This is a genomic window from Wohlfahrtiimonas chitiniclastica (assembly GCF_002252325.1).
GTDB classification, from domain to species: domain Bacteria; phylum Pseudomonadota; class Gammaproteobacteria; order Cardiobacteriales; family Wohlfahrtiimonadaceae; genus Wohlfahrtiimonas; species Wohlfahrtiimonas chitiniclastica.
Window position 1 is genome coordinate 459,346 of sequence record NZ_NEFL01000002.1, and the last position, 20,660, is coordinate 480,005.

The following is a 20,660-nucleotide window of genomic DNA, read 5'->3' on the forward strand; positions in this document are numbered from 1 at the left end:
TTTATTGAAGTTGTGCTTTTAAAAGGTGGAATCATCCCCATAATATGAGTTATCACATAGCAATAATGATCTTTTGGAGTGAATGAATGAGCGAATTGAATTATCAAGATGGCATGGTTGTGGAAAATCGAGATCATGCCATTTTTATTGAAGCAAATTTTAAAACAGAGGATATGGATGCCATCAAAGATGCCATCGCTGAGTTTATGGCGCGCATTCGCTCATACAAAACCCGTTATGGTCACATGGGCATTGCCTCTGTGATGGCATTTGGCCAACAAGCATGGAAAAAATTATCCGGCAATGATGACAGTGCCCCTGAATTATTTGATCTTACAGATAAAGCCCATGGCATGGTCGCCGGTACGCAGCGCGATCTCTTTGTGCATTTAGTGTCAAACGAACATAAAATGAATTTCACACTTGCCCAAGAGTTTGTCCGCATTTTTAAAGATGTGGTGACGATTGAGGAAGAGGTGCATGGTTTTCGTTGGTTAGATGCGCGTGATTTAGGCGGTTTTGTCGATGGCACAGAAAATCCTAAAGGCATACAGGATCGCGTCGATGTTGCAGTGATCAACGATGGTATCGATGTAGGTGGCAGCTACGTGATTGCTCAGCGTTGGGAGCATCATTTAGAGCAGTTTCACCACTTAGATTTAGCCACACAAGAGGGCACCTTTGGGCGCACAAAACAAGATGACATCGAAATGGGTGATGATGAAAAGCCTGTCGGTGCACATACAGAGCGCGTGGTGATTGAAGAAGATGGTGAGGAGCTTGAAATCGTACGTCAAAGCTTGCCCTATGGTCAAGCAAGCGGCAAACATGGTTTGTATTTTGTGGGTTATTGCGCGCATTTGACGGCGATTGATGCGATGCTCACCAATATGTGTGGTGAAAAAGATGAGCATTTTGATCGCATGTTCTGTTACACCCATGCGGTGACCGGCAGTTATCTCTATGCACCTTCGGTGGATCAATTAGATGCCTTAGGGGATGATTAAACATTGTACGAATCGGATTTATCCCTTCTCATTTCTCAGAATCTGTATTAATGTGAAGGGTAAGTAACAGCTACACAGTCACAACAAAACGTTTCAACGTCGATTATAAAAGGAGTAGTTATGAACATTAACATTACTGGTGATGGTTTAGAATTAACCGCTGCAATCCAAGAACATGTCAAAGAACGTTTAAGCAAAATCGAGCGCCATCGTGATCAAATCACTCAAGTGGACGTGGTGTTATCTGTGGAAAACAAACGCCAAAAAGCTGAAATCAGCATGAATGTTCCCCATGCGGCAGACATTAATGCAGAAGCCACAACCGATGATCTCTATGTATCGATTGATGAAGCCGTCAATAAGCTTGAAAAGCAATATCTGAAAATGAAAGATAAAGCGATGACGCTTCAACGTCAACGTCAAGAACACGAGAAAGAAGTACGCGAAACTGACGAAGAATAATTGCACATTCTCTTAAAACCTTAAAAATGGTACTCTGTTTTTAAGGTTTTTTTATGCGTGTTAATTTTTAGGAATCATGAACAAAATCATCATCAGCTGTGGGCTATTGATGCTCACAGCCTTAGGCATTCTTTGGCAAAGTCAGCACATGACCCATTTGATTGACCGAAAGGCACCCCGTCTTTGGGCAAAATCTCATCAACGCATTGAGGGGGCAGCGCGCACGTTAATCAGTGAGGATGCGCTATGCTTTAGTCAGGATGAGTTTGCCAAAATCTTCTCGGTGAATAAAGATTCAGCGCAGTTGGCGCAATTTTGCGACAATTTGATTGAAAATCACCAAGATGGGTATAAAATTTCCGGCACTTGTCAAAATGTCTCCGCACGCTTTTTTGTGAAGATCACACTGAAAGATCACAGGCAGCAAAAAGTGTGGCAGCGGACGATTTTTGACAAAGATCATGCTGTATTGCAGCAAGAAACAATTACATTTAAAGAGCGAGGCGCTTGTCATGTTTCCGATTGAGGGATCAGCTAAACATTTAGTGGTGGGGTTTGGGATTACAGGATTGTCCTTAGTCAAAGCCTTAAAAGAACTTGGGGCAACCCACATCTACGCGATGGACTCAAGAGATGCGCCGCCGAATCACTCAGAAATTGCTGCATTAGGGGCAGATTGTCATATCGGTGGTTTTTGTGAGACTTGGCTCAATGATTGTGATTATTTATGGTTAAGTCCAGGCGTACCTTTAGCCACGCCTGAATTGCAAAGTTGCTTAGCGCGTTTGCCCAAAGATCACATCGGCGGAGACATTGAGCTGTTTGCGCGCTTGACACAAGGGCAAACCATTGTCGGCATTACAGGGACAAATGGTAAAAGTACAGTGACAACATTGGTGGCGGACATTTTAGAGAAAGATGATCGCGCTGTATTTGTGGGTGGCAATCTTGGTGAACCTGCGCTGAATTTGTGGTTAGCGGCAAAGGCTCAGGGCATTTGCGATCCTTTATATGTACTAGAGCTGTCAAGCTTTCAATTAGAAACCACAGAGCATTTAGATGTGACAGTGGCGGCGATTTTGAACTTAGCGCCCGATCATTTAGATCGTTATCGTGATTTTGACCATTATGCACATTCTAAATTTAAATTATTGCACATGGCTAAACAATCGGTGGTGAATGTAGATGATGCCTATTTAATGGATTATGTGGCTCATCAATCCTTGAGCACAACAACATTTAGCCTTAAAAATGATGCCGCCACTTGGCACATGCAATGGCAAAATAATCTGCCTGCAGCCATTACCAATGGTGATATCAATATTCATCTTACGGACATCAGTTTAGGTGGATTGCATAATTATGCGAACGTCATGGCGGCGTGTGCGATCACGCAATTATTAGGTGTGAAAGAAGCGGCGCTGCGTGATGCCATTTTGCATTATCAAGCATTGCCCCATCGTTGTGCTTTAGTGGCGGTGATGGATGGCGTGCGTTATTACAATGACTCAAAAGCCACCAATTTACCCTCAACGGTTGCAGCCATTGAAGGATTTTTAGAGCCAAAATGGCTCATTTTAGGTGGTGTGACAAAAGATCAAGATTTTTCAGAATTACAAACATTGCTAGATGATGACAATATGCTTGGCGTGTATTTAATTGGGGAAGATGTTGCCACCATCACACCGCACATTCCTGTCACGTGCGAGTCTGTTTATAGTCGTGATTTACAAAGTGCTGTCACAGCCATTGCAAAACGTGCCAAAGCAGGCGAAGTGGTGTTGTTTTCACCGGCCTGTGCAAGTTTTGATCAGTTCAAAAGTTTTAATGACCGTGGTGAGCATTTTGAGCGCTACGTTCATGCCTTAGTGAAGGAGCCTTATGTTTAAAGAAGCCCTGCGTGTGCCAAAACGTGTGTATGTGGATCCGTGGCTCATCAGTGCGGTGACTGTTTTATTGGTGATCGGTATTTTAATGGTGACTTCCGCCTCATCCTACACCACAGAACGCTATGAAGTGATCTGGTATCACTACACCCGCCAGCAAGCGATTTTCATTGTGGGGGGCATCTTTTTAGGTTGGGTGGCGTTTCGCATGCGTTTGACTTTCTGGCGCAACATGCATTTTGTGGCAGGCTTTGCGGCTGCATTGCTCTTAGCTTTGGTGCTGATTCCTGGCATCGGGCGCGAGATCAATGGTTCGATGCGGTGGATTCCGATCGGCCCCATTAACTTTCAGCCCTCAGAGATGGCAAAACTTCTAATTTTTATCTATGTGGCAGCGTTTTTAGATGCCCATTATCAAAAACTGCGTAAAAAGTGGGTGCACTTAGGTTCCATTTTATTGGTGCTTGGCTTTTATGGCGTGTTACTGCTCCTTGAGCCAGACTTTGGTTCAACAGTGGTGATGCTTGGCGTTGGTCTAAGCATGGTGTTCATTGCCGGGGTTTCGATGCGAAATTTCTTGGTGGTGATCATTGTCACCGTTGGCGGCATGTTGTTCGTGTTGTTCAGCGCTTCATATCGTGTGGCGCGTTTGAAAACCTTCTTAAATCCATGGGATGATAAATATGGCGAAGGCTTTCAGCTCATCAACTCCTTAATGGCCATTGGCCGCGGTGAATGGATGGGCGTGGGCATTGGTGAGGGTGTACAAAAATTGGGCTATCTGCCAGAGTCCCACACGGACTTTATTTTTGCAGTCTATGCAGAAGAGACTGGATTATTGGGCGTGGTGATTTTGATCGCCATTTTTACCATGCTATTGTCCCGAGCATTCATCATTGGTAAGCGCGCTGAGTTTTGCAATATGCGCTTTGGTGCCTATTTAAGTTATGGCATCGGCATGTGGATTGTGGGACAGGCCTTTATTAATCTAGCTGTGGCAATGGGGCGCTTACCCACAAAAGGTTTGACATTGCCTTTATTGAGCTATGGTGGCTCTAGCATTGTGACCTTATTGATTGCCATTGGCATTTTGTGCCGCATTGATGTGGATTCGCAGCGCGAGTTGATTAAACGAACACAAGTAAAGGTGGAGAAAGATGAAGCAAACAGCGAAGCAGGTTGATGTGGTCATCATGGCAGGTGGGACAGGTGGACACATCTTCCCGGGGCTTGCAGTGGCTGAAAAATTGCGTGCACAAGGTTACAGCGTGGCTTGGCTTGGTGCCCATGGTTTAGAGACAACTTTAGTGCCAAAGCACAACATCGAGCTCTATTCTTTGAGCATCAAAGGTTTGCGCGGCAATGGTTTAAAAGGTTGGTTGATGTTGCCCTTTAAAATGCTCAAAGCAGTCAGGGAAGCTAAAGCCATTTTAAAAATGCTCTCCCCGAAATGCGTGATTGGCTTTGGGGGCTTTGCATCAGGGCCCGGGGGATTGGCCGCCAATGCTTTAAAAATTCCGCTCATGATTCATGAGCAAAATGCAGTGCCAGGCATGACCAATCGCTATTTGGCTAAAATGAGCCAACATGTGATGACAGGTTTTCCATTGCCTCAATGGGCCAATAGTCAATATGTGGGCAATCCCGTGCGTGAAGCATTGTTTCAATTGCCGAATATTCAAACGCGCTTTGCGGGTCATGATGCCAATGAGTTGCGTGTTTTGGTGGTGGGCGGCTCTCAGGGTTCACGTTTTTTAAACACCATTGTGCCGACTGTGATTGCAGGTTCAAAACGTAACATTGCAGTGTGGCATCAAACGGGGCAAAAACTTTTTGATGAAGCCAATGCCAGTTGGGCGACAACGGGTGTGACGCCATTTCGCATCGCCCCATTCATTGAGGATATGGGGGAAGCGTATGCGTGGGCAGACATCATCATTTGTCGAGCAGGCGCATTGACTTTAGCAGAATTGACAGCCGTTGGGCTTGGCAGCATTTTGATTCCGCTGCCCACAGCGGTGGATGATCATCAGCGTAAAAATGCAGCGTTTTTAGTTCAGAGTGATGCAGCATATTGCATTGATGAAAAAACTTTTGATGCACAACAGATGATTACGATTTTGGATGGCATAACACTTGAACGCGCCCAAGAAATGGCGGAAAATGCACATAAAAATGCGAAACCCAAGGCAGTGGAAGAAATTGCCGAGGCAATTGAGCGTACTTTCTAGTCCTCAATTTATTTAAAAAGGATGTTATTTTGACACAGACAATGCACTACAAACGCGCAGGCAACATGCGCCGAATCAATCGTATTCATTTCATCGGTATCGGTGGCACAGGGATGTGTGGGATTGCCGAGGTGTGTTTGAATCTTGGTTATGAGGTGACAGGTTCAGACATTAATTTATCCACCACCGTTGAGCACTTGATTGCTTTAGGTGCCTTGGTGAAGATTGGCCATGATGCCAGTCATGTGGTGGGCGCTGATGTTGTGGTGGTTTCAACGGCTGTGCACAATGACAATCCTGAAGTGGTGGCGGCAAAAGATTTTGGCATTCCCATCATTGCGCGCGCTCAAATGCTTGGCGAATTGATGCGCTTTCATTATGGCATTGCAGTGGCGGGTACACATGGTAAAACCACCACCACAAGCTTATTGGCATCGATTTTAGAAGAAGCGGGGCTTGATCCGACATTTGTGGTGGGTGGTCGCTTCAATAAATCCAATAATTTATCGAGCTCACAATTAGGCTTAGGGGAATACTTTGTGGCAGAGGCGGATGAATCTGATGCCTCTTTCCTTTATTTGCGCCCAATGGCCGCGATTGTGACAAACATCGATAAAGATCACATGTCCACATATGATGGTGATTTTAATACCTTAAAACAGACATTTGTGAACTTTTTGCATCATTTACCTTTTTATGGTTTAGTGGTGATGTGTGTGGATAATGCGGGCGTGCGTGAGATCATTCCTGCTTTGCAGCGCCCGGTGATCACTTATGGTGAATCAGAAGATGCTGATTTCCAATTATTGGAATATCGCTCGAATAAAATGAGCACGGAGTTTTTGGTGAAAACGCCCTTTGGTGTGAGCGAATTTACGGTGGCATTGCCGGGTAAACACAGTGCCTTAAACAGCATTGCAGCCATTGCCATTGCCACCGATTTAGGGGTGAGTGCCCCTGCGATTCGTCGTGGTTTGATGAAGTTTAAAGGTGTTGGTCGCCGTTTTCAATTCCATCCGGATGTGCCATTAAAAACTGGTGGCAATGTCTCAGTGATGGAAGATTATGGCCATCACCCAACGGAAATTCAGAGCGTGATGAATGCATTGACAGAAGCGTATCCTAAAAAACGTGTGGTATTGGCATTTCAACCCCACCGTTATTCGCGCACAGAAGAGTTGTTTGATGAATTTGTGACGGTATTAAAAAATTATCCGGACATGATTTTAACGGACATTTACCCCGCCGGTGAGCAGCCTAAAGATGGCGTGAGCATTGATAAATTGATTGCGGCGATTGAAGCTGCTGCTGGGCATAAAGTGAATTTTGCACCAACATTACAAGACATTCGAACGGTCTATCAAGGCATGGCAAAAGAAGATGATCTCATCGTGATGATGGGCGCAGGCAGTATTGGCGGCATTGCAGCGAATTTTTATAAGGGAGGCGCACTCTAATGACAATCGATGTCAATCAATTTGGTAAAGTGGCGGTGTTGTTAGGAGGAGAATCCTCTGAGCGCCAAGTCTCTTTGTGGTCAGGTGAAGCGGTATTGGCAGCATTAAAGCGCCAAGGCGTGGATGCATATGGCGTCGATCCAAGTGAAGTGAACATTGCAGCCTATTTGCCTGAACATGGTTTTGATCGCGTGATGAACAGCTTACATGGCGGTGCGGGTGAAGATGGCACCATTCAAGCGGTGTTGGATTATTTAAACATTCCTTATACCGGCAGCGGCACATTAGGCTGCGCGGTGGGTATGGATAAAGTGTTTACCAAAGCCATTTGGCAGGCCAAAGGTTTGCCGGTGTTACAAACCTTTGAAATGAACAATGAAGCGGATGTGGCGCGCGTTGCAGAGTTGGGGATTTTCCCGCTGGCAGTGAAGCCAAGCGCAGATGGTTCAAGCGTTGGTGTGAGTAAAGTTGAGCGTGCTGAAGATCTTTTAGCCGCTTGGCATAATGCAAAAGGTAAAAGTGGTTTAGTGTTTGCAGAGCCTTGGATCATTGGCGAAGGCGAATACACCTGTGGCATTTTAAACGATCAAGCCTTGCCATTGATTCGCATGGAAACAGATTTAACTTTTTATGACTTTGATGCGAAATATTTGCGTGATGATACGCGCTACTTTTGTCCTTGTGGGTTAGATGAAGCTAAAGAGCAAGAGATTCGTGCATTGTGTGAACAAGCGTTCCATGCAGTGGGTGGCAAAGGTTGGGGCAGAGTGGATCTTGTGTTAGATGCACAAGGCTTACCTTGGCTGTTAGAGGTGAACATGTCACCTGGAATGACGGGGCACTCATTGGTACCTATGGCGGCAAATGCTGTGGGCATGGATTATGATGCGCTTTGCATCGAAATTTTAAAGACAACTTTATAATTGATGAAGCACGCCAAACCTGTCGGTGCGCAGCGCATCCATCAGCCTAATGATACATGGACATGGGCGAGAAAGAAGCGCGGTGCACATTACAAAAAGCCATTTCAATGGGGGGAGATGTTTAAAGCCCTCGGTCGACACCTGCGTTTTGCCATTGTGGTCTTAACGGTGATCGTGGTGTGTACATCGCCCATTTGGGGGTGGATGTATTTGTCTGTCAATAATCTGTTCCCTGTGAAAAATGTGATGTTTCACACCATCAATGGTACAGAGCATTATGTGTCGGGCGATCATAAACAGCGCATCATCAATGAGTTGATGGGACAAAACTTGGTCAGTTATGATTTAACGCAGCAGCGCGATCAATTAAACGCGCATCCTTGGATTAAATCAGCACATGTGGTGCGTCATTGGCCTGAATCCATTGAGTTATTGATTGAAGAGCGCCGCCCTGTTGCGATGTGGAATGATCTTTATTTGATTGAAGCCGATGGTGAGATTTTTGAGCCTGATTTGATGCCGAATGTCAATTGGATCAACCTTGTGGGGCCTGAAGCACATCGTATGAAAATGCTCGATGGCATGCAAAAAATCACGCAAGCGATGCGCACCATTGGTGTGAAAGTGGATAAAATTATTCTCGATTATCGAGGTGCTTGGACCATTATTCTGGAAAATAATGTAGAATTGTATTTAGGTTCAAGTTTATTTGAAGAAAGGTTAAGAAAATTTATTTTGCATTATCCTTCTTCGATTCGAGCAAAAATGGACAGCATCATGGCGATCGATTTTCGATATGATCATGGATATGCATTGAAATGGAAACAGTAAAGTGATGGCAGATAATAAACAAGTTGTGAATGAAGAAACGCCAAGCTTAGTGGTTGGTTTAGACATTGGGACCAGCAAAGTGTTGGCAGTGGTGGCGGAAGTGAATGATCATCATGTGATCATTCGTGGATTGAGCCGCCAAAAAACATATGGCGTCAATGCTGGTGAAATCTCAGACATTGAGCAAGTGGCTGCGGCTGTGAAAAATGCGATCACAGATTTAGAGCAACAGAGCGAATGTAGAATTTATTCGCTCTCGGCGTCGTTGTCTGGCAAACACATTGAGTGTTATGAAACCGGTGGCATGGTGCCGATCAATCGTAAAGAAGTGACGTATAAAGATAAGCAAGAGGTATTGAACACAGCTTATGACATGGCGTTGCCTCAGGGCTCTGAAATCATCAACATGATTCCCCAAGAGTATGAGATTGATAAGCAAAAAGGCATCACCAATCCCATTGGCATGGCGGGCATTCGCTTAGCGGTTAAAGCGCTAGCAATCGCTGCGGCGAGCAATGCATTAGACAATACACGTAAATGTATCCGTCGCTGCAATTTTGATGTGGATCATTTTGTGTTTCAAGGGTTAGCCTCTTCAATTGCGGTATTAACGGAAGATGAAAAGCGCTTAGGTGTCTGTTTAGTGGACATTGGCAGTGGCACTTTAGATTTAGCCATTTACATCAATGGTCAATTAAAAGATGTGGTGAGCATTCCATTTGGTGGTGACTTTGTCACTATGGACATTGCCCGCGTGATGCATATGAGTACGGATCTTGCAGAAAGCTTTAAGGTCAAATATGGTTCAGCGAGCGTTGATCGCGTGCCTCATGGTGAGATGGTGAGCATGCCAGTGCATCAAGGTGTAAAAACCGTCTCGCGTGCTGATTTAGCTGCCATCATCGAGCCACGCTATGATGATTTCTTTGGGCTCATTCGTCAAACCCTCAAAAGCAACTATTATGATCACATGTTAGGGGCAGGGCTTGTATTTACAGGGGGCGCTGCTAATATTGATGGTTTCGTGGATGCTGCGATCAGCTATTTTGACCAACCGGTGCGTGTTGGGTATGTGAAAAATGTGCAGCTTGATCCAAAACTGCGTGAAAAAAATATCAATATTAGTGATCCAGAGTATGCAAATGTGATAGGATTGCTAAGAACGCAGCAAGAATATTTGATACATCATCGTGGACTGATTGAAGAGGCACCGAAGTTGACCTTCCTTCAAAAAGTCAAAAAGGGGCTAAAGCAATATTTTTAATATTTAAGAATATTTTGCTATAATGGCGTGAATTTTATTTTTTATGGGGTTTTATAGATGCCAGTTTTTGAATTACACCAAGACTTTGAAGACCAAAAACCAATTATAAAAATTATTGGCGTTGGTGGCGCTGGTGGCAACGCTGTAACTCATATGGTTGATTCAGGTTTAAAAGGTGTTCACTTTTTATCCGCTAATACTGACTCGCAAGCACTTAAAAAAACCAAAGCAGAAATCATGATTCAATTAGGATCATCATTGACCAAAGGTTTAGGTGCTGGTGCAAACCCTGAGATCGGTCGTCAAGCCGCTCTAGAAGATAAAGAGCGCATCAAAGAAGCATTAGATGGTGCGAACATGGTTTTTGTGGCAGCCGGCATGGGCGGTGGTACCGGAACAGGTGCTGCGCCAGTGATTGCTGAGATTGCCCGTGAAATGGGGATTTTAACCGTTGCTGTGGTGTCAAGACCCTTTAGCTTTGAAGGCAAAAAGCGTGAAAAAGCGGCCAATGATGGCTTAAAAGTTTTGGCCGATCATGTGGATTCTTTGATCACCATTCCAAACGAACGTTTATTGACAGTGTTAGGTAAAACCGCCAGTTTAGTTGAGGCATTTGCCGCAGCAAATAACGTGTTGTACAACGCTGTTCAAGGCATCTCTGAGAGCATCATTAAGCCCGGTTTAATCAACCTTGACTTCAATGACGTGAAAACAGTGATGAGCCAACAAGGTATGGCGATGATGGGCGTGGGCTCAGCATCTGGCGACAATCGTGCGCGTGAAGCGACGCAAGAAGCCATTGCCTCTCCGTTGTTAGACAACATTAACTTAGCGGGTGCTAAGGGTATTTTAGTGAACATTACAGGTGGCATGGGTCTCTCCATTGGTGAATACAATGAAGTGGGTCAGATGATCAGTGAATATGCATCTGATGATGCAACGGTGATCATTGGTACAGCCATTGAAGAAGAGTTAGGTGATGAATTACGTGTCACCATCATTGCGACTGGTTTAGATGCACCAAAAGACACCACAACAGCACCAACCACACGTCGCCGCGTTGCGACGACTGTGGAAGAGCAGGAAGAAGAGCATCCTGCGGAGCGTCGCGGTTCTAAGCAGGACAAATTGTTTGGTGAAATCTTAGATATTCCCGCCTTTTTGAGAAAGCAATCAAATTAATGATTAAGCAAAGAACGTTAAAACAGACCATCTCAACCGTTGGCATCGGTTTACACTCAGGGAAGAAAGTTTCCCTGACGTTGCATCCTATGCCCGTTGATTTTGGCATTCAATTTAAACGCAGTGACATGCCAAACAGCACACCTTTTAAAGTGTCGGCTGAAGGCGTGATCGAGACCATGCTTGCCACAAAAATTGCAAGTGGTCCGGACTCAAAAGAGACGGTGTCTACGGTTGAACACTTGATGGCAGCCCTTGCTGCTTTCGGGATTGACAACGTGTTGATTGAAGTGAGCGCTGCGGAAGTGCCCATCATGGATGGCAGCTCTGCACCGTTTGTTTACTTGTTACAATCAGCGGGCACCGTTGATCAAGAGGCGCCGAAGCGTTTCATTAAAATTAAGAAAACAGTGAGCGTCAAAGAAGATGATAAAGTGGCAACATTAGAGCCATACAATGGCTTTGCCTTAGACTTTACCATCAACTTTAATCATCCTGTTTTAAATCGCACGGGCGATCATGTTGCGTGTGATTTTTCAGCAAAAGTTTTCATCGAAGAGTTTTCACGTGCGCGAACCTTTGGTTTCATGCGTGACTTTGAAAAGATGCGCGAATACAACTTAGGTTTAGGTGGCAGTTTAGACAACGCCATTGTGGTGGATGACTACCGCATTTTAAACGAAGGTGGTTTGCGTTATCCAGATGAATTTGTGCGTCATAAATTGTTGGATGCGGTTGGTGACTTATATCAATTAGGTTATCCGATTTTAGGTAAATTTGTGGGCTATAAAGCAGGACATCGATTGAACAATCTCTTGATTCGTGAGTTGATGAGCCAGCCGGATGCGTATGAATGGGTGACATGCGAAGAAGAAGAGTTCTCCATTTTTGCACAATTTACATTGCCAACATTTGTACACGCTTAAATATTTTCTTTTTCTAACTTTTGTAGTAGAATGAGATGTTATTTTTGTGCTTCTCTATGTATCGTGTCTCTATATTTTAAAAGAAGTACTGTGTTATTTAATTATTGATATTTTTAGGATTTTTATTTTATGGTTACAATTCGTTTAGCACGTGGTGGATCTAAGAAGCGCCCTTTCTATCAAGTCGTTGCTGCAGACAGCAGAAACGTTGCAACAGGTCGTTATATTGAGCGTTTAGGTTTCTTTAACCCTATCGCTTCAGGTCAAGAAGAACGTGTACGCATTGATATGGATCGTTTAAACTATTGGAAAGGTGTGGGTGCACAACCAACTGATCGTGTTAAACAATTAATTAATGAGTTAAACAAAAAAGCTCAATAATTAGTTTTGAATAATAGAAATACCTCATTCGCTCGAGTGAGGTTTTTTTTTGAAGGCGATTTATATGGACAATCACGATAAAATTATTGTGGGTAAAATTAACGGTTTTTACGGCCTAAAAGGTTTTGTGAAAGTATTTTCTGAAACGCGCCCAAGAGATGCCATCTTTGACTATGATCATCTATATGTCTTCAGAAACAATGAGTGGCAAACATTGGTGGTGGAAAAAGCCCAATATGCAGGCAAAAGCTTGGTGATTAAGTTTGAAGGCTTCATTGATCGCACAGCGATTGAGCCTTATTACGGTTTACAGCTTTTCATTGAGCGCGATCAGTTAGAAGATCTCAAAGAGGGTGAATTTTACTGGGCAGATTTATTGGGCATTACAGTTAAAAATACTGAAGGCCATATCTTTGGTGAAGTGTCTGAGTTTTTAGAAACGGGCGCAAATGATGTGATGATCGTGAAAAAAGGTGGTGCAACCACATTGATTCCTTTCACGCGTGGTCATGCCATTTTAGATGTGGACTTGGAAAATCGTGTCATTTTAGTGGATTGGGATGAAGATGATCTTTGATGTCATCACGCTTTTTCCTGAATTGATTGAGGGTTACTGCGAACTTGGTGTTGTCGGACGCGCTCATCAAAAGGGCAGCATTGAAACCCGTTGTTGGAATCCTCGTCAATACACCACAGACATTCATCATACTGTGGATGATCGCCCATATGGCGGTGGTCCTGGCATGGTGATGAAGTATCAGCCTTTAAAAGATGCTTTTGATGAGATTAAAGCAACCCGTCAAGCGCGTGGTTTTCGCATTTATCTCTCGCCGCGCGGTCGATTGTTGGATCAACAACTCGTGCAAACGCTCTCTGAGCAATCACACATTGTCTTATTGTGTGGCCGTTATGAAGGGGTTGATGAGCGCATCATTGACAGTGAAATTGATCTTGAATTATCGATTGGGGATTATGTGTTGTCTGGCGGTGAGCTTGCAGCTAATGTGGTGATTGATTCAGTGGCGCGTCTGTTGCCAGATGTGTTATCGAATCATGAATCCTTTGAGCAAGATTCGTTCAGCAATGGATTATTAGATTGCCCGCACTATACGCGCCCAGAAGAGATCAACGGCATGCGTGTGCCCGATGTGTTGCTCTCAGGCAATCACAAAAACATTGCCAAATGGCGCACTGAGCGATCAATTGCAGACACTCAAGAACGCCGCCCGGATTTGTGGGAAAAATTAAATCTCCACACGAAGTAGATCGTGAGCTAAATGGCTGTTTGGAAAAATTGAGCGGCATTCATCAATCAGTTGCTGCTGCAATGCTTGATTATAATAACGTGAGCTGATGTGGGTCATATAAAGTTTACCCACATTTGCTGTATGTGCCGTTGTGGCAGTTTGTACAGTGGTTGAATGGGCACGCTGTAAGGCGAGTTCTTCAAACTCTGCGGCGTATGTGGTTTCATGCACCATAAAATCAGCACCTTTGGCAATGGTGATGGCATTATCGCAAGGATAAGTGTCCCCAAAGATCACGACGGTTTTCCCATCACGATGGAGATGATGTTCCTCAATTCGATAGGCAAAGGATTGCACACGATGTTGCAATTCAATGGCTGTAACAGTAATGGTATCATCTTCAAACACAGTGAATGGTTGACTTGGATCGCTGTTTGGCGTTAATTCCACAATCTCAAAGGGAAAGAGCATAAAGGATTCAGAAATCTCAATCACGGTTTCGAGTATTTTACGAATGCCTTTTGGGCCATAGAGCGTCAATGGCTTTTGGCAGCCAGACATCGAGCGGCTCGTTAAAAAACCAAATAGCCCAAAAATATGATCACCATGCAAATGGGTGATGAAAATTTTAGAGATTTTGGGCAACGTGATGCCAGGCAATTGAACATTATTTTTAGATTCTTGTTGCTGTAAGCGTTGGATTTGATGGCCTGTGGCTTCGCCGCAATCAAATAGCCACATCTCATGACGTTCTTGGGTTAAATCTAAAACCATGCTGGTGACATTGCGTTGTAAAGATGGACGGCCAGCGCCGGTGCCTAAGAATGTGAGATTCATGCGAGTGCCCTGAGTTGACGGATTTTGGCATTATAGCAGAATTTAAAATCTCAGGTTTGATTGAGGTGCTGCCCATAGATTGCTATAGTATGCGACTTTTAATGATACAAATGGCATAAAAGATGGCGAAAAAACCACAAAAAACCGTGACCCCACAAGATTTATCTCGCTTGTGGACACAATTTCAACGACGTCCCTTACAAACGATCGCAATGATTGTCTTTGCATTGATCGCTTCATTCTTTGGTGGCAAAACCATCATTGAAAAGAGTGATAAGGGTGACTCGCGTGACGTACAAACGTTTGCAAAAGCCAAAACAAAATTGATCAAATTGTACAAAGACAATCCAAATATTAAAGAATTTTATTGTGGTTGTGATTTCACCTATGAAGAGCGTAAATCGAGTTTAGATTTTAAAAAATGTGGTTATCAAGTGCGCAATCAAAGCAACATTGCGCGTGCTAACCGCATTGAGTGGGAGCATGTCATGCCCGCTCATAACTTTGGTAAAAATTTGCAATGTTGGCAAGAAGGTGGCCGTAAAAATTGCCAAGATTATGCCAAATTTAATGTGATGGAAGGGGATATGCACAACTTGCAGCCAGCCATTGGGGAAGTGAATGGGGATCGTTCAAATTTCCGTTACAGTGAGTTTACCAAGCGTTTTGGTCAGTATGGTAAATGCCATTTTGCTGTGGATCCTAAAAAGCGCCAAGTGCAGCCACGCAATGAGATCAAAGGCGTGATTGCCCGCACTTATTTATACATGGAAGCGCGTTATGGCATCAAAGTGGCTGAGCAAGAGAAAAAGCTCATGAATGAATGGAATCGCACGTATCCTGTAGATGCTTGGGAGTGCCGCCGCAATGAGATCATCGCTAAAATGCAAGGCAATGATAATCCATTCATCACCTCACAATGTAAAAAGTAAAGCAATGTCAGTTTTTTAAGATTCAACAAAGGCGCTGTATGGCGCTTTTTGTTGATTTACCGATGTATTTTGTCAAACTTAGACAGAGATGTTCTATAATATAAAAGTTAAATTGCGTAAAGTGCGAGGTTTTCTGAATGTGGGCACTTTGATTTAAAGCAATTTTTTATAAATTATATGATGGTTGAGCACTATATTATGAGATTTTTCAGTACCATAACGGAACGATCACTTTAGGTTCGATCATAGAATTGACAGTCATTTATAACAAATTAGGGTATCGAGAGTCATCCATGAAACAGCAAACATTATTGATAAAAATGTTACTCGCCTTAGCCCCCGTTGCCATCGGGTCGCTAGCCTTTTCTGAAGAAAAAAAAGAATTTGTGCCATCGACGGAGCCTGTGTTTAATACCGCCCAAGCGAAGCCGAATATTCATATGGTGCTTGATGATTCAGGATCAATGAAATCACGAGATATTTTAGATCGCCCAGGTGGTCGGTATATATTGCGAACTAAAGCATTAGACGATGCTGTACAAAGTTTATTATATAAATATCGTGACAAAGCATATTTGGGCATTACTTTAATCTATCAATATCGTAATGAATCTGGATTGATTCAACTGCCTTTAGATGATTATTCAAAAATGAGTGAATATGATTTTAAATGGGATGTGATTGACAGAATTTCAAGATTATTAGAACGCTCTCCGGGCAATACACCCATTCGTCCTGCAGTTTACGATACATTGAAAATGTTTCGAGGCATGCCAGTGTCTGCGCGTGGTGGGATGAACGCGAATGGTACCATTCAATATGAGTCTTATCGAACTAGATATTATGAGGGCAGACAATTAGAAACACCATTAAGATATCGTTGTCAGCAAAATCATATGATTGTGATGACAGATGGACAACCCTATGGTGATACCTCTGTGGGCATTGCTGAGGTAGATAGGCATTTATTCGGTCGTTATGTCAATTCTTTAAATTCCAATACAGATGTGATCAGTAATGGTGTGATTTTAAGCAGCTCAGTTGAACTGGGTAGATTTGGTTCGACATTGGGTCATATTGCCGCCAATACAGATTTACGTGATGCATTTAAACCAAAACTATTGGGTTTAGATCCATGGCGTAGAGAAGTTTGGGGCATTAAAGAAAAGGATGATGCAGGTAAAGATTGGCATGATGAATTTTCAACCAAAATGCCCATTACAGTGCACAGTGTGAGTTTGTACATTAAACCCACAGCAGATGTTTATACTGAATTAACCAGTGCCAGTAAAGGGATGAATTTAGGGTTTGAAAAAAATAAGGGAACGGCTCAAGATCTTTTATTGGCCTTTGATACGATTTTCTCTGCCATTATCAAAAGTACCAGTAGTACGAAAGCCATGAATGATAAGGCGAATGCTGATATTTTGTTTGGCACACCGAAAAAAGGTGATTTGTCATCCATGGGTGCGATTCGTTATGATACCACTTACAACTTTAGACAGCAGTTTGGTACCATTCGTGCCATGGTGCCTTATATCAGTGACTGGACTGAAGATGCTTCAGGTAAAAAAATCCCTCAAGTGGATGCGGCAGGTAAGCCAAAACAGGCAACTTTAGAGTTATGGAATACAGATCAAACGGTTAAAAGTAATCAGGGCCGATACGTTACATTAGGCGGACTTTTGAGCGATGATCGATCCATTCGTGCCATGAATGAAATTTATAAAAAGGCATATCCTGATTCAGGCAACAATTATGACAGAACATATGTGACATGGTTGACAGATCATGAGGTGACAACACATGCACACAATTTACGTGGGCGTTTAACGCCCATTGGTAGTGTGACAAACTCAGACATTAAATTGGCCAATAAAGATGAATTATATATTGACATTACGCCTAAAAAAATGGGTGGTGAGCTAAGAGAAGGTTTGGTTAAGTGGTTGATGTTTAAAGCAAAAAATCAACCTGTGAATCACTTGGTTGTGGGTGATAATAATGGTTTTATTAATTTTATCAATGCGGAAAGAGGGCTGGCTAGAGGTTATCGTGCAGGTGAACGCAACACGGCATATTTTCCAAAAATGTTGGCCAGTCGAATCGATGACATTGCCAAAGTGAATCGATCGGCAACGTTGGTGATGGAAGGACGAACCAATTTTGTGGATGCCAAAGTGGGTGCAAATCAATATGCAACCATTGGTTTAACATCTATGGGCAGTGGTGGTAAAGGCTTGGTGGGTTACAGTATCTTTGAAGGTACAACCAATAATGGTCAATTATTTACTTCGACATCTACTCAAATTAAACCATTGTTTGAAATCATTAACGAAGGGCCTAAAGAGTTTAGAACCAAAGGTTTTGAAAACTTAGGCTACACTTATTCGGGTTTTGAGTTTTTTAATCGGACGAATCCTTTAAATGGCGTCAAAGTCGGCCAAGCCGTTGCTGTCTTTGGTAATGGTTTTGGTGCACAAAAATCGAGCATCTATTTCATTGATGCTTATACAGGCGAAAAGATCCGTGAAATTGTTCTCAATCCACAAGGTGGTGGTGCATCAACGCCATCGATGTTGGTGCATGCTGAAGGTGCGGGTCAAATGGTGGATCGCATTTATGTGGGCGATTACTCAGGCACACTTTATCGAGTTGATTTTAATGGTAAAGGATTAAAAGATAGTGATGTCACAGTCACCGCTTTATTTAAAGCACCGGAAAAAGGTTTTGGACAATCCGCCATTTCCATTAAGCCATTATTATTGAAAAATGACATTACGGGCAAAGTGACGGTTTATTTCGGTACGGGTATGGCTGCGAGTAAAGAGCTTGACCGTGGTGAAAAATCTTTGGTTGAACATAGTATTTATGCAGTGGTTGACTCGAATCAAACCAGCGCTGCTTCCACGGCAAAAGCAAGTGCGATGAGCTCTAGTGCTGCATCAGTGTTAGCCCCTGTTTTAACCCAAAAAGATTTGAGCCCAGGCAAGGTTGAATATGCTAATAAAGCAAATGTCAACTATACAGATACAGACACACATAAATTAGAGATTAAAGCACCTGTTAATGTTTCTAACAAAGATGGTTGGTATTTACGTTTGATTGCTGATGGTGACAAAAGTGGTGAACGTGTCATTCAAGAACCGAAGTATGATGCGCGTCATAAAGCGATTACCTTTTCAACATGGGGCGTGCATGAGCGTGAAGGTGGTAAACCGATTGACGGTTTAGATGATCCATGCTTATCAGATGCAGCATTTGGTAAATCATTGGCGATTGATGTGAAAACGGGTGGCGCATCCAATAAAATTGGTTTAAGTAACAAGGGTAAAACGAATAACGCACCGGGTGGTTTAACTGGTGATGAGTTATATGCAGCGCCAGAAGGAAACAGTGTGACTAACATTGATGATCTTAAAAAAATTGATGCTAAGGCCGCAGAGGAATTAATTGTGGCAGTGGGTGAAGAGAACAGTACGCATGCAACGGACCCTGAAGGTTATGCCGCTTATTGTGAAGGTGATTTAACAGGTGGTTTAGAGTGCGATTTATATGATCGCAGTTTGTTAAATCAGAAAGTCTTAGATCCTAAACGCATTGGCATTCAGAAAATCTTTAGTTTCTAATGATTGACGGCTGAAGACAAAAATCCCTTGCCATGGCAAGGGATTTTTTTATGTGTTCATGAAGAGAGAATTAAAAATTGGGTGCGCCAATTTCAGCAAATGCTTCAGCGGTCAGGTTGCGCGGTTGATCATCACAAATGACGATGTTGTCCTCATCACGAATGCCGCCATAGCTCATCATCGGGTTGATGCGCTCAAGGTTTAAATGCGGTGCGATCTCAGGATTTTCTAACGCTTGAGTGATCAAGGTGTCATTGAAATAGATGCCAGGCTCAATGGTGAGCACCATATTATTTTGCAGCGATTGCGTCAGACGCAGGGTTTTAAAGGTTTCATTGCTCTCTTTTAAGGATTTGGCGATGCTTGGCGTATCATGCGTGTTTAAGCCCAATAAATGCCCGATGCCATGTGGGAAGAAGACGCGCACAATGCCTTTATCCACAGCATCTGCAAGCTCGATGTTCACAATGAATTGATGCTCAATCAACAGTTCACCGATGAGCTTTAAGGCATAACGATGAATGTCCATATAGGAAACACCCGCTTTGCACTCATCAATCAATGCGAGTTTAATGGCGCGCATGTGTTTAAGGAGCGTGATGAAAAAAGGATCAGCATCTTCCCCCGGATGGGTTCGGGTAATATCTGCAATGTAACCGTCATACACAGCGCCCGCATCGATTAAAAAACTGTTTAAAACAGCAGGTGGTGTTTGATCTAAATCTTGATAATGTAAAATGCTGCCATGATCATTGTAAGCAATGATGTTGCCGTACGGCAATTCAGATTCACGCAGCCCAGTCACATCTAAATAATCTAAATTCATCTGAAATTCGCTGATGTATTCACTGAGTGATTCGCGCACCGCCACATGAGCAGAAGCCGCGCGGATCGAGGCAAGCTTCATGCATTCAATTTCAAATTCAGTTTTAATGAGGCGCCAACTGTCGATGGCCATTTTTTGTGTTTGTGTGGCGATGTTGTGGGCAAATTCATCGGGTACATCAGGGCCGAGCCAAATGGTTTTTTGTGTTTGTGTGGCGTTGTTTAAGGCGGCGAATAAGCCTTCTAATGACTCATGAGGTTCAAGGGTGAAGGCGTCCGACCATGGATCAAAACTCTCTTTGACTTTGAGCCAAAAATCTTTTGGGCGGTGGCTGTAAAGCGTGCGTGCATCTTTTGTAATCACTAAATATTGATGTGTGCCAATGTTTTCGGGAATCCAATGGCGTAAACTTGCGGGCATTTTATGGGGAATCTCAATGTCATCGTCATAATAAAAATGTGGCATGCCCGCGGTTAGGATTAAAGCATCTAATTGTTCTGAGGCTAAAAAATCTGCCGCTTTTGCGTGAAGTGTGTTTAAGTGATCTTGATAAAGGGACATAATGTTTTCCTTGTGATGACTTTATGATTGAATGTGTCACCACAAATGATAATGCACGCGCCGCAAATAACCAACCAT

Annotated in this window: 19 protein-coding genes; 17 read left to right on the forward strand and 2 right to left on the reverse strand. The window is 43.3% G+C overall.

The window, feature by feature from the left end; all coding sequences use genetic code 11:
- The first annotated feature begins 86 nt into the window (after positions 1-86).
- The 15 genes from B9T10_RS07380 (at position 87) to trmD (ending at position 13,815) form a co-directional block, all read left to right on the forward strand.
- Positions 87-1,007, forward strand: coding sequence for a Dyp-type peroxidase (locus tag B9T10_RS07380; protein ID WP_094538181.1), 921 nt, complete (start codon positions 87-89; stop codon positions 1,005-1,007).
- A 120-nt stretch (positions 1,008-1,127) separates the two neighbouring features.
- Positions 1,128-1,469, forward strand: coding sequence for a ribosome hibernation-promoting factor, HPF/YfiA family (hpf, locus tag B9T10_RS07385; protein ID WP_008316765.1), 342 nt, complete (start codon positions 1,128-1,130; stop codon positions 1,467-1,469).
- A 76-nt stretch (positions 1,470-1,545) separates the two neighbouring features.
- On the forward strand, positions 1,546-1,995 hold the full coding sequence (locus B9T10_RS07390; RefSeq protein ID WP_063455658.1) for a hypothetical protein: 450 nt from the start codon (positions 1,546-1,548) through the stop codon (positions 1,993-1,995).
- On the forward strand, positions 1,982-3,358 hold the full coding sequence (gene murD, locus B9T10_RS07395; protein ID WP_094538182.1) for a UDP-N-acetylmuramoyl-L-alanine--D-glutamate ligase: 1,377 nt from the start codon (positions 1,982-1,984) through the stop codon (positions 3,356-3,358). The genes B9T10_RS07390 and murD overlap by 14 nt, the downstream gene beginning before the upstream one ends.
- Positions 3,351-4,538 (forward strand): putative lipid II flippase FtsW, encoded by a 1,188-nt coding sequence (gene ftsW / locus B9T10_RS07400; protein WP_094538183.1) that lies wholly within the window; start codon positions 3,351-3,353, stop codon positions 4,536-4,538. Before murD ends, ftsW begins: the two co-directional genes overlap by 8 nt.
- Positions 4,513-5,586 carry an undecaprenyldiphospho-muramoylpentapeptide beta-N-acetylglucosaminyltransferase gene (murG, locus tag B9T10_RS07405; RefSeq protein WP_063503999.1) on the forward strand — a complete coding sequence of 358 codons (1,074 nt, stop codon included), beginning with the start codon at positions 4,513-4,515 and terminating at the stop codon, positions 5,584-5,586. The genes ftsW and murG overlap by 26 nt, the downstream gene beginning before the upstream one ends.
- Positions 5,587-5,627: 41 nt before the next feature.
- Complete coding sequence (murC, locus tag B9T10_RS07410) at positions 5,628-7,043, forward strand: UDP-N-acetylmuramate--L-alanine ligase (protein WP_008316757.1); 1,416 nt, start codon at positions 5,628-5,630, stop codon at positions 7,041-7,043.
- Complete coding sequence (locus B9T10_RS07415; RefSeq protein ID WP_008316756.1) at positions 7,043-7,966, forward strand: D-alanine--D-alanine ligase; 924 nt, start codon at positions 7,043-7,045, stop codon at positions 7,964-7,966. Before murC ends, B9T10_RS07415 begins: the two co-directional genes overlap by 1 nt.
- 3 nt (positions 7,967-7,969) lie before the next feature.
- Complete coding sequence (locus tag B9T10_RS07420) at positions 7,970-8,797, forward strand: cell division protein FtsQ/DivIB (RefSeq protein ID WP_008316755.1); 828 nt, start codon at positions 7,970-7,972, stop codon at positions 8,795-8,797.
- A gap of 4 nt (positions 8,798-8,801) precedes the next feature.
- Positions 8,802-10,061: a cell division protein FtsA gene (gene ftsA, locus B9T10_RS07425; RefSeq protein WP_008316754.1), complete on the forward strand. Its 1,260-nt coding sequence runs from the start codon at positions 8,802-8,804 to the stop codon at positions 10,059-10,061.
- A gap of 57 nt (positions 10,062-10,118) precedes the next feature.
- A complete protein-coding gene (gene ftsZ, locus B9T10_RS07430) occupies positions 10,119-11,243 on the forward strand; it encodes a cell division protein FtsZ (protein ID WP_008316753.1) in 1,125 nt (374 codons plus the stop codon).
- Complete coding sequence (lpxC, locus tag B9T10_RS07435; protein ID WP_063455662.1) at positions 11,243-12,169, forward strand: UDP-3-O-acyl-N-acetylglucosamine deacetylase; 927 nt, start codon at positions 11,243-11,245, stop codon at positions 12,167-12,169. The genes ftsZ and lpxC overlap by 1 nt, the downstream gene beginning before the upstream one ends.
- A 129-nt stretch (positions 12,170-12,298) precedes the next feature.
- Complete coding sequence (gene rpsP / locus B9T10_RS07440) at positions 12,299-12,550, forward strand: 30S ribosomal protein S16 (protein WP_008316748.1); 252 nt, start codon at positions 12,299-12,301, stop codon at positions 12,548-12,550.
- 64 nt (positions 12,551-12,614) lie between these two features.
- On the forward strand, positions 12,615-13,127 hold the full coding sequence (gene rimM, locus B9T10_RS07445; protein ID WP_094538184.1) for a ribosome maturation factor RimM: 513 nt from the start codon (positions 12,615-12,617) through the stop codon (positions 13,125-13,127).
- Positions 13,117-13,815: a tRNA (guanosine(37)-N1)-methyltransferase TrmD gene (trmD, locus tag B9T10_RS07450; RefSeq protein ID WP_063455834.1), complete on the forward strand. Its 699-nt coding sequence runs from the start codon at positions 13,117-13,119 to the stop codon at positions 13,813-13,815. Before rimM ends, trmD begins: the two co-directional genes overlap by 11 nt.
- Here the strand turns inward: trmD and B9T10_RS07455 are convergent.
- The gene (locus B9T10_RS07455) at positions 13,795-14,634 is read right to left on the reverse strand and encodes a ribonuclease Z (protein ID WP_094538185.1); all 840 of its coding nucleotides are present in this window, start codon (positions 14,632-14,634) and stop codon (positions 13,795-13,797) included. The two genes, trmD and B9T10_RS07455, sit on opposite strands and share 21 nt — an antisense overlap.
- 122 nt (positions 14,635-14,756) lie before the next feature.
- On the opposite strand from B9T10_RS07455, the gene B9T10_RS07460 reads away from it, so the two are divergent.
- Positions 14,757-15,566: an endonuclease gene (locus B9T10_RS07460; protein ID WP_008316741.1), complete on the forward strand. Its 810-nt coding sequence runs from the start codon at positions 14,757-14,759 to the stop codon at positions 15,564-15,566.
- Between the two features lie 293 nt (positions 15,567-15,859).
- Positions 15,860-19,195 (forward strand): PilC/PilY family type IV pilus protein, encoded by a 3,336-nt coding sequence (locus B9T10_RS07465; protein WP_094538186.1) that lies wholly within the window; start codon positions 15,860-15,862, stop codon positions 19,193-19,195.
- Between the two features lie 70 nt (positions 19,196-19,265).
- On the opposite strand, the gene pepQ is transcribed toward B9T10_RS07465, so the two are convergent.
- Positions 19,266-20,582 (reverse strand): Xaa-Pro dipeptidase, encoded by a 1,317-nt coding sequence (gene pepQ, locus B9T10_RS07470; RefSeq protein WP_094538187.1) that lies wholly within the window; start codon positions 20,580-20,582, stop codon positions 19,266-19,268.
- Between the last annotated feature and the right edge of the window lie 78 nt (positions 20,583-20,660).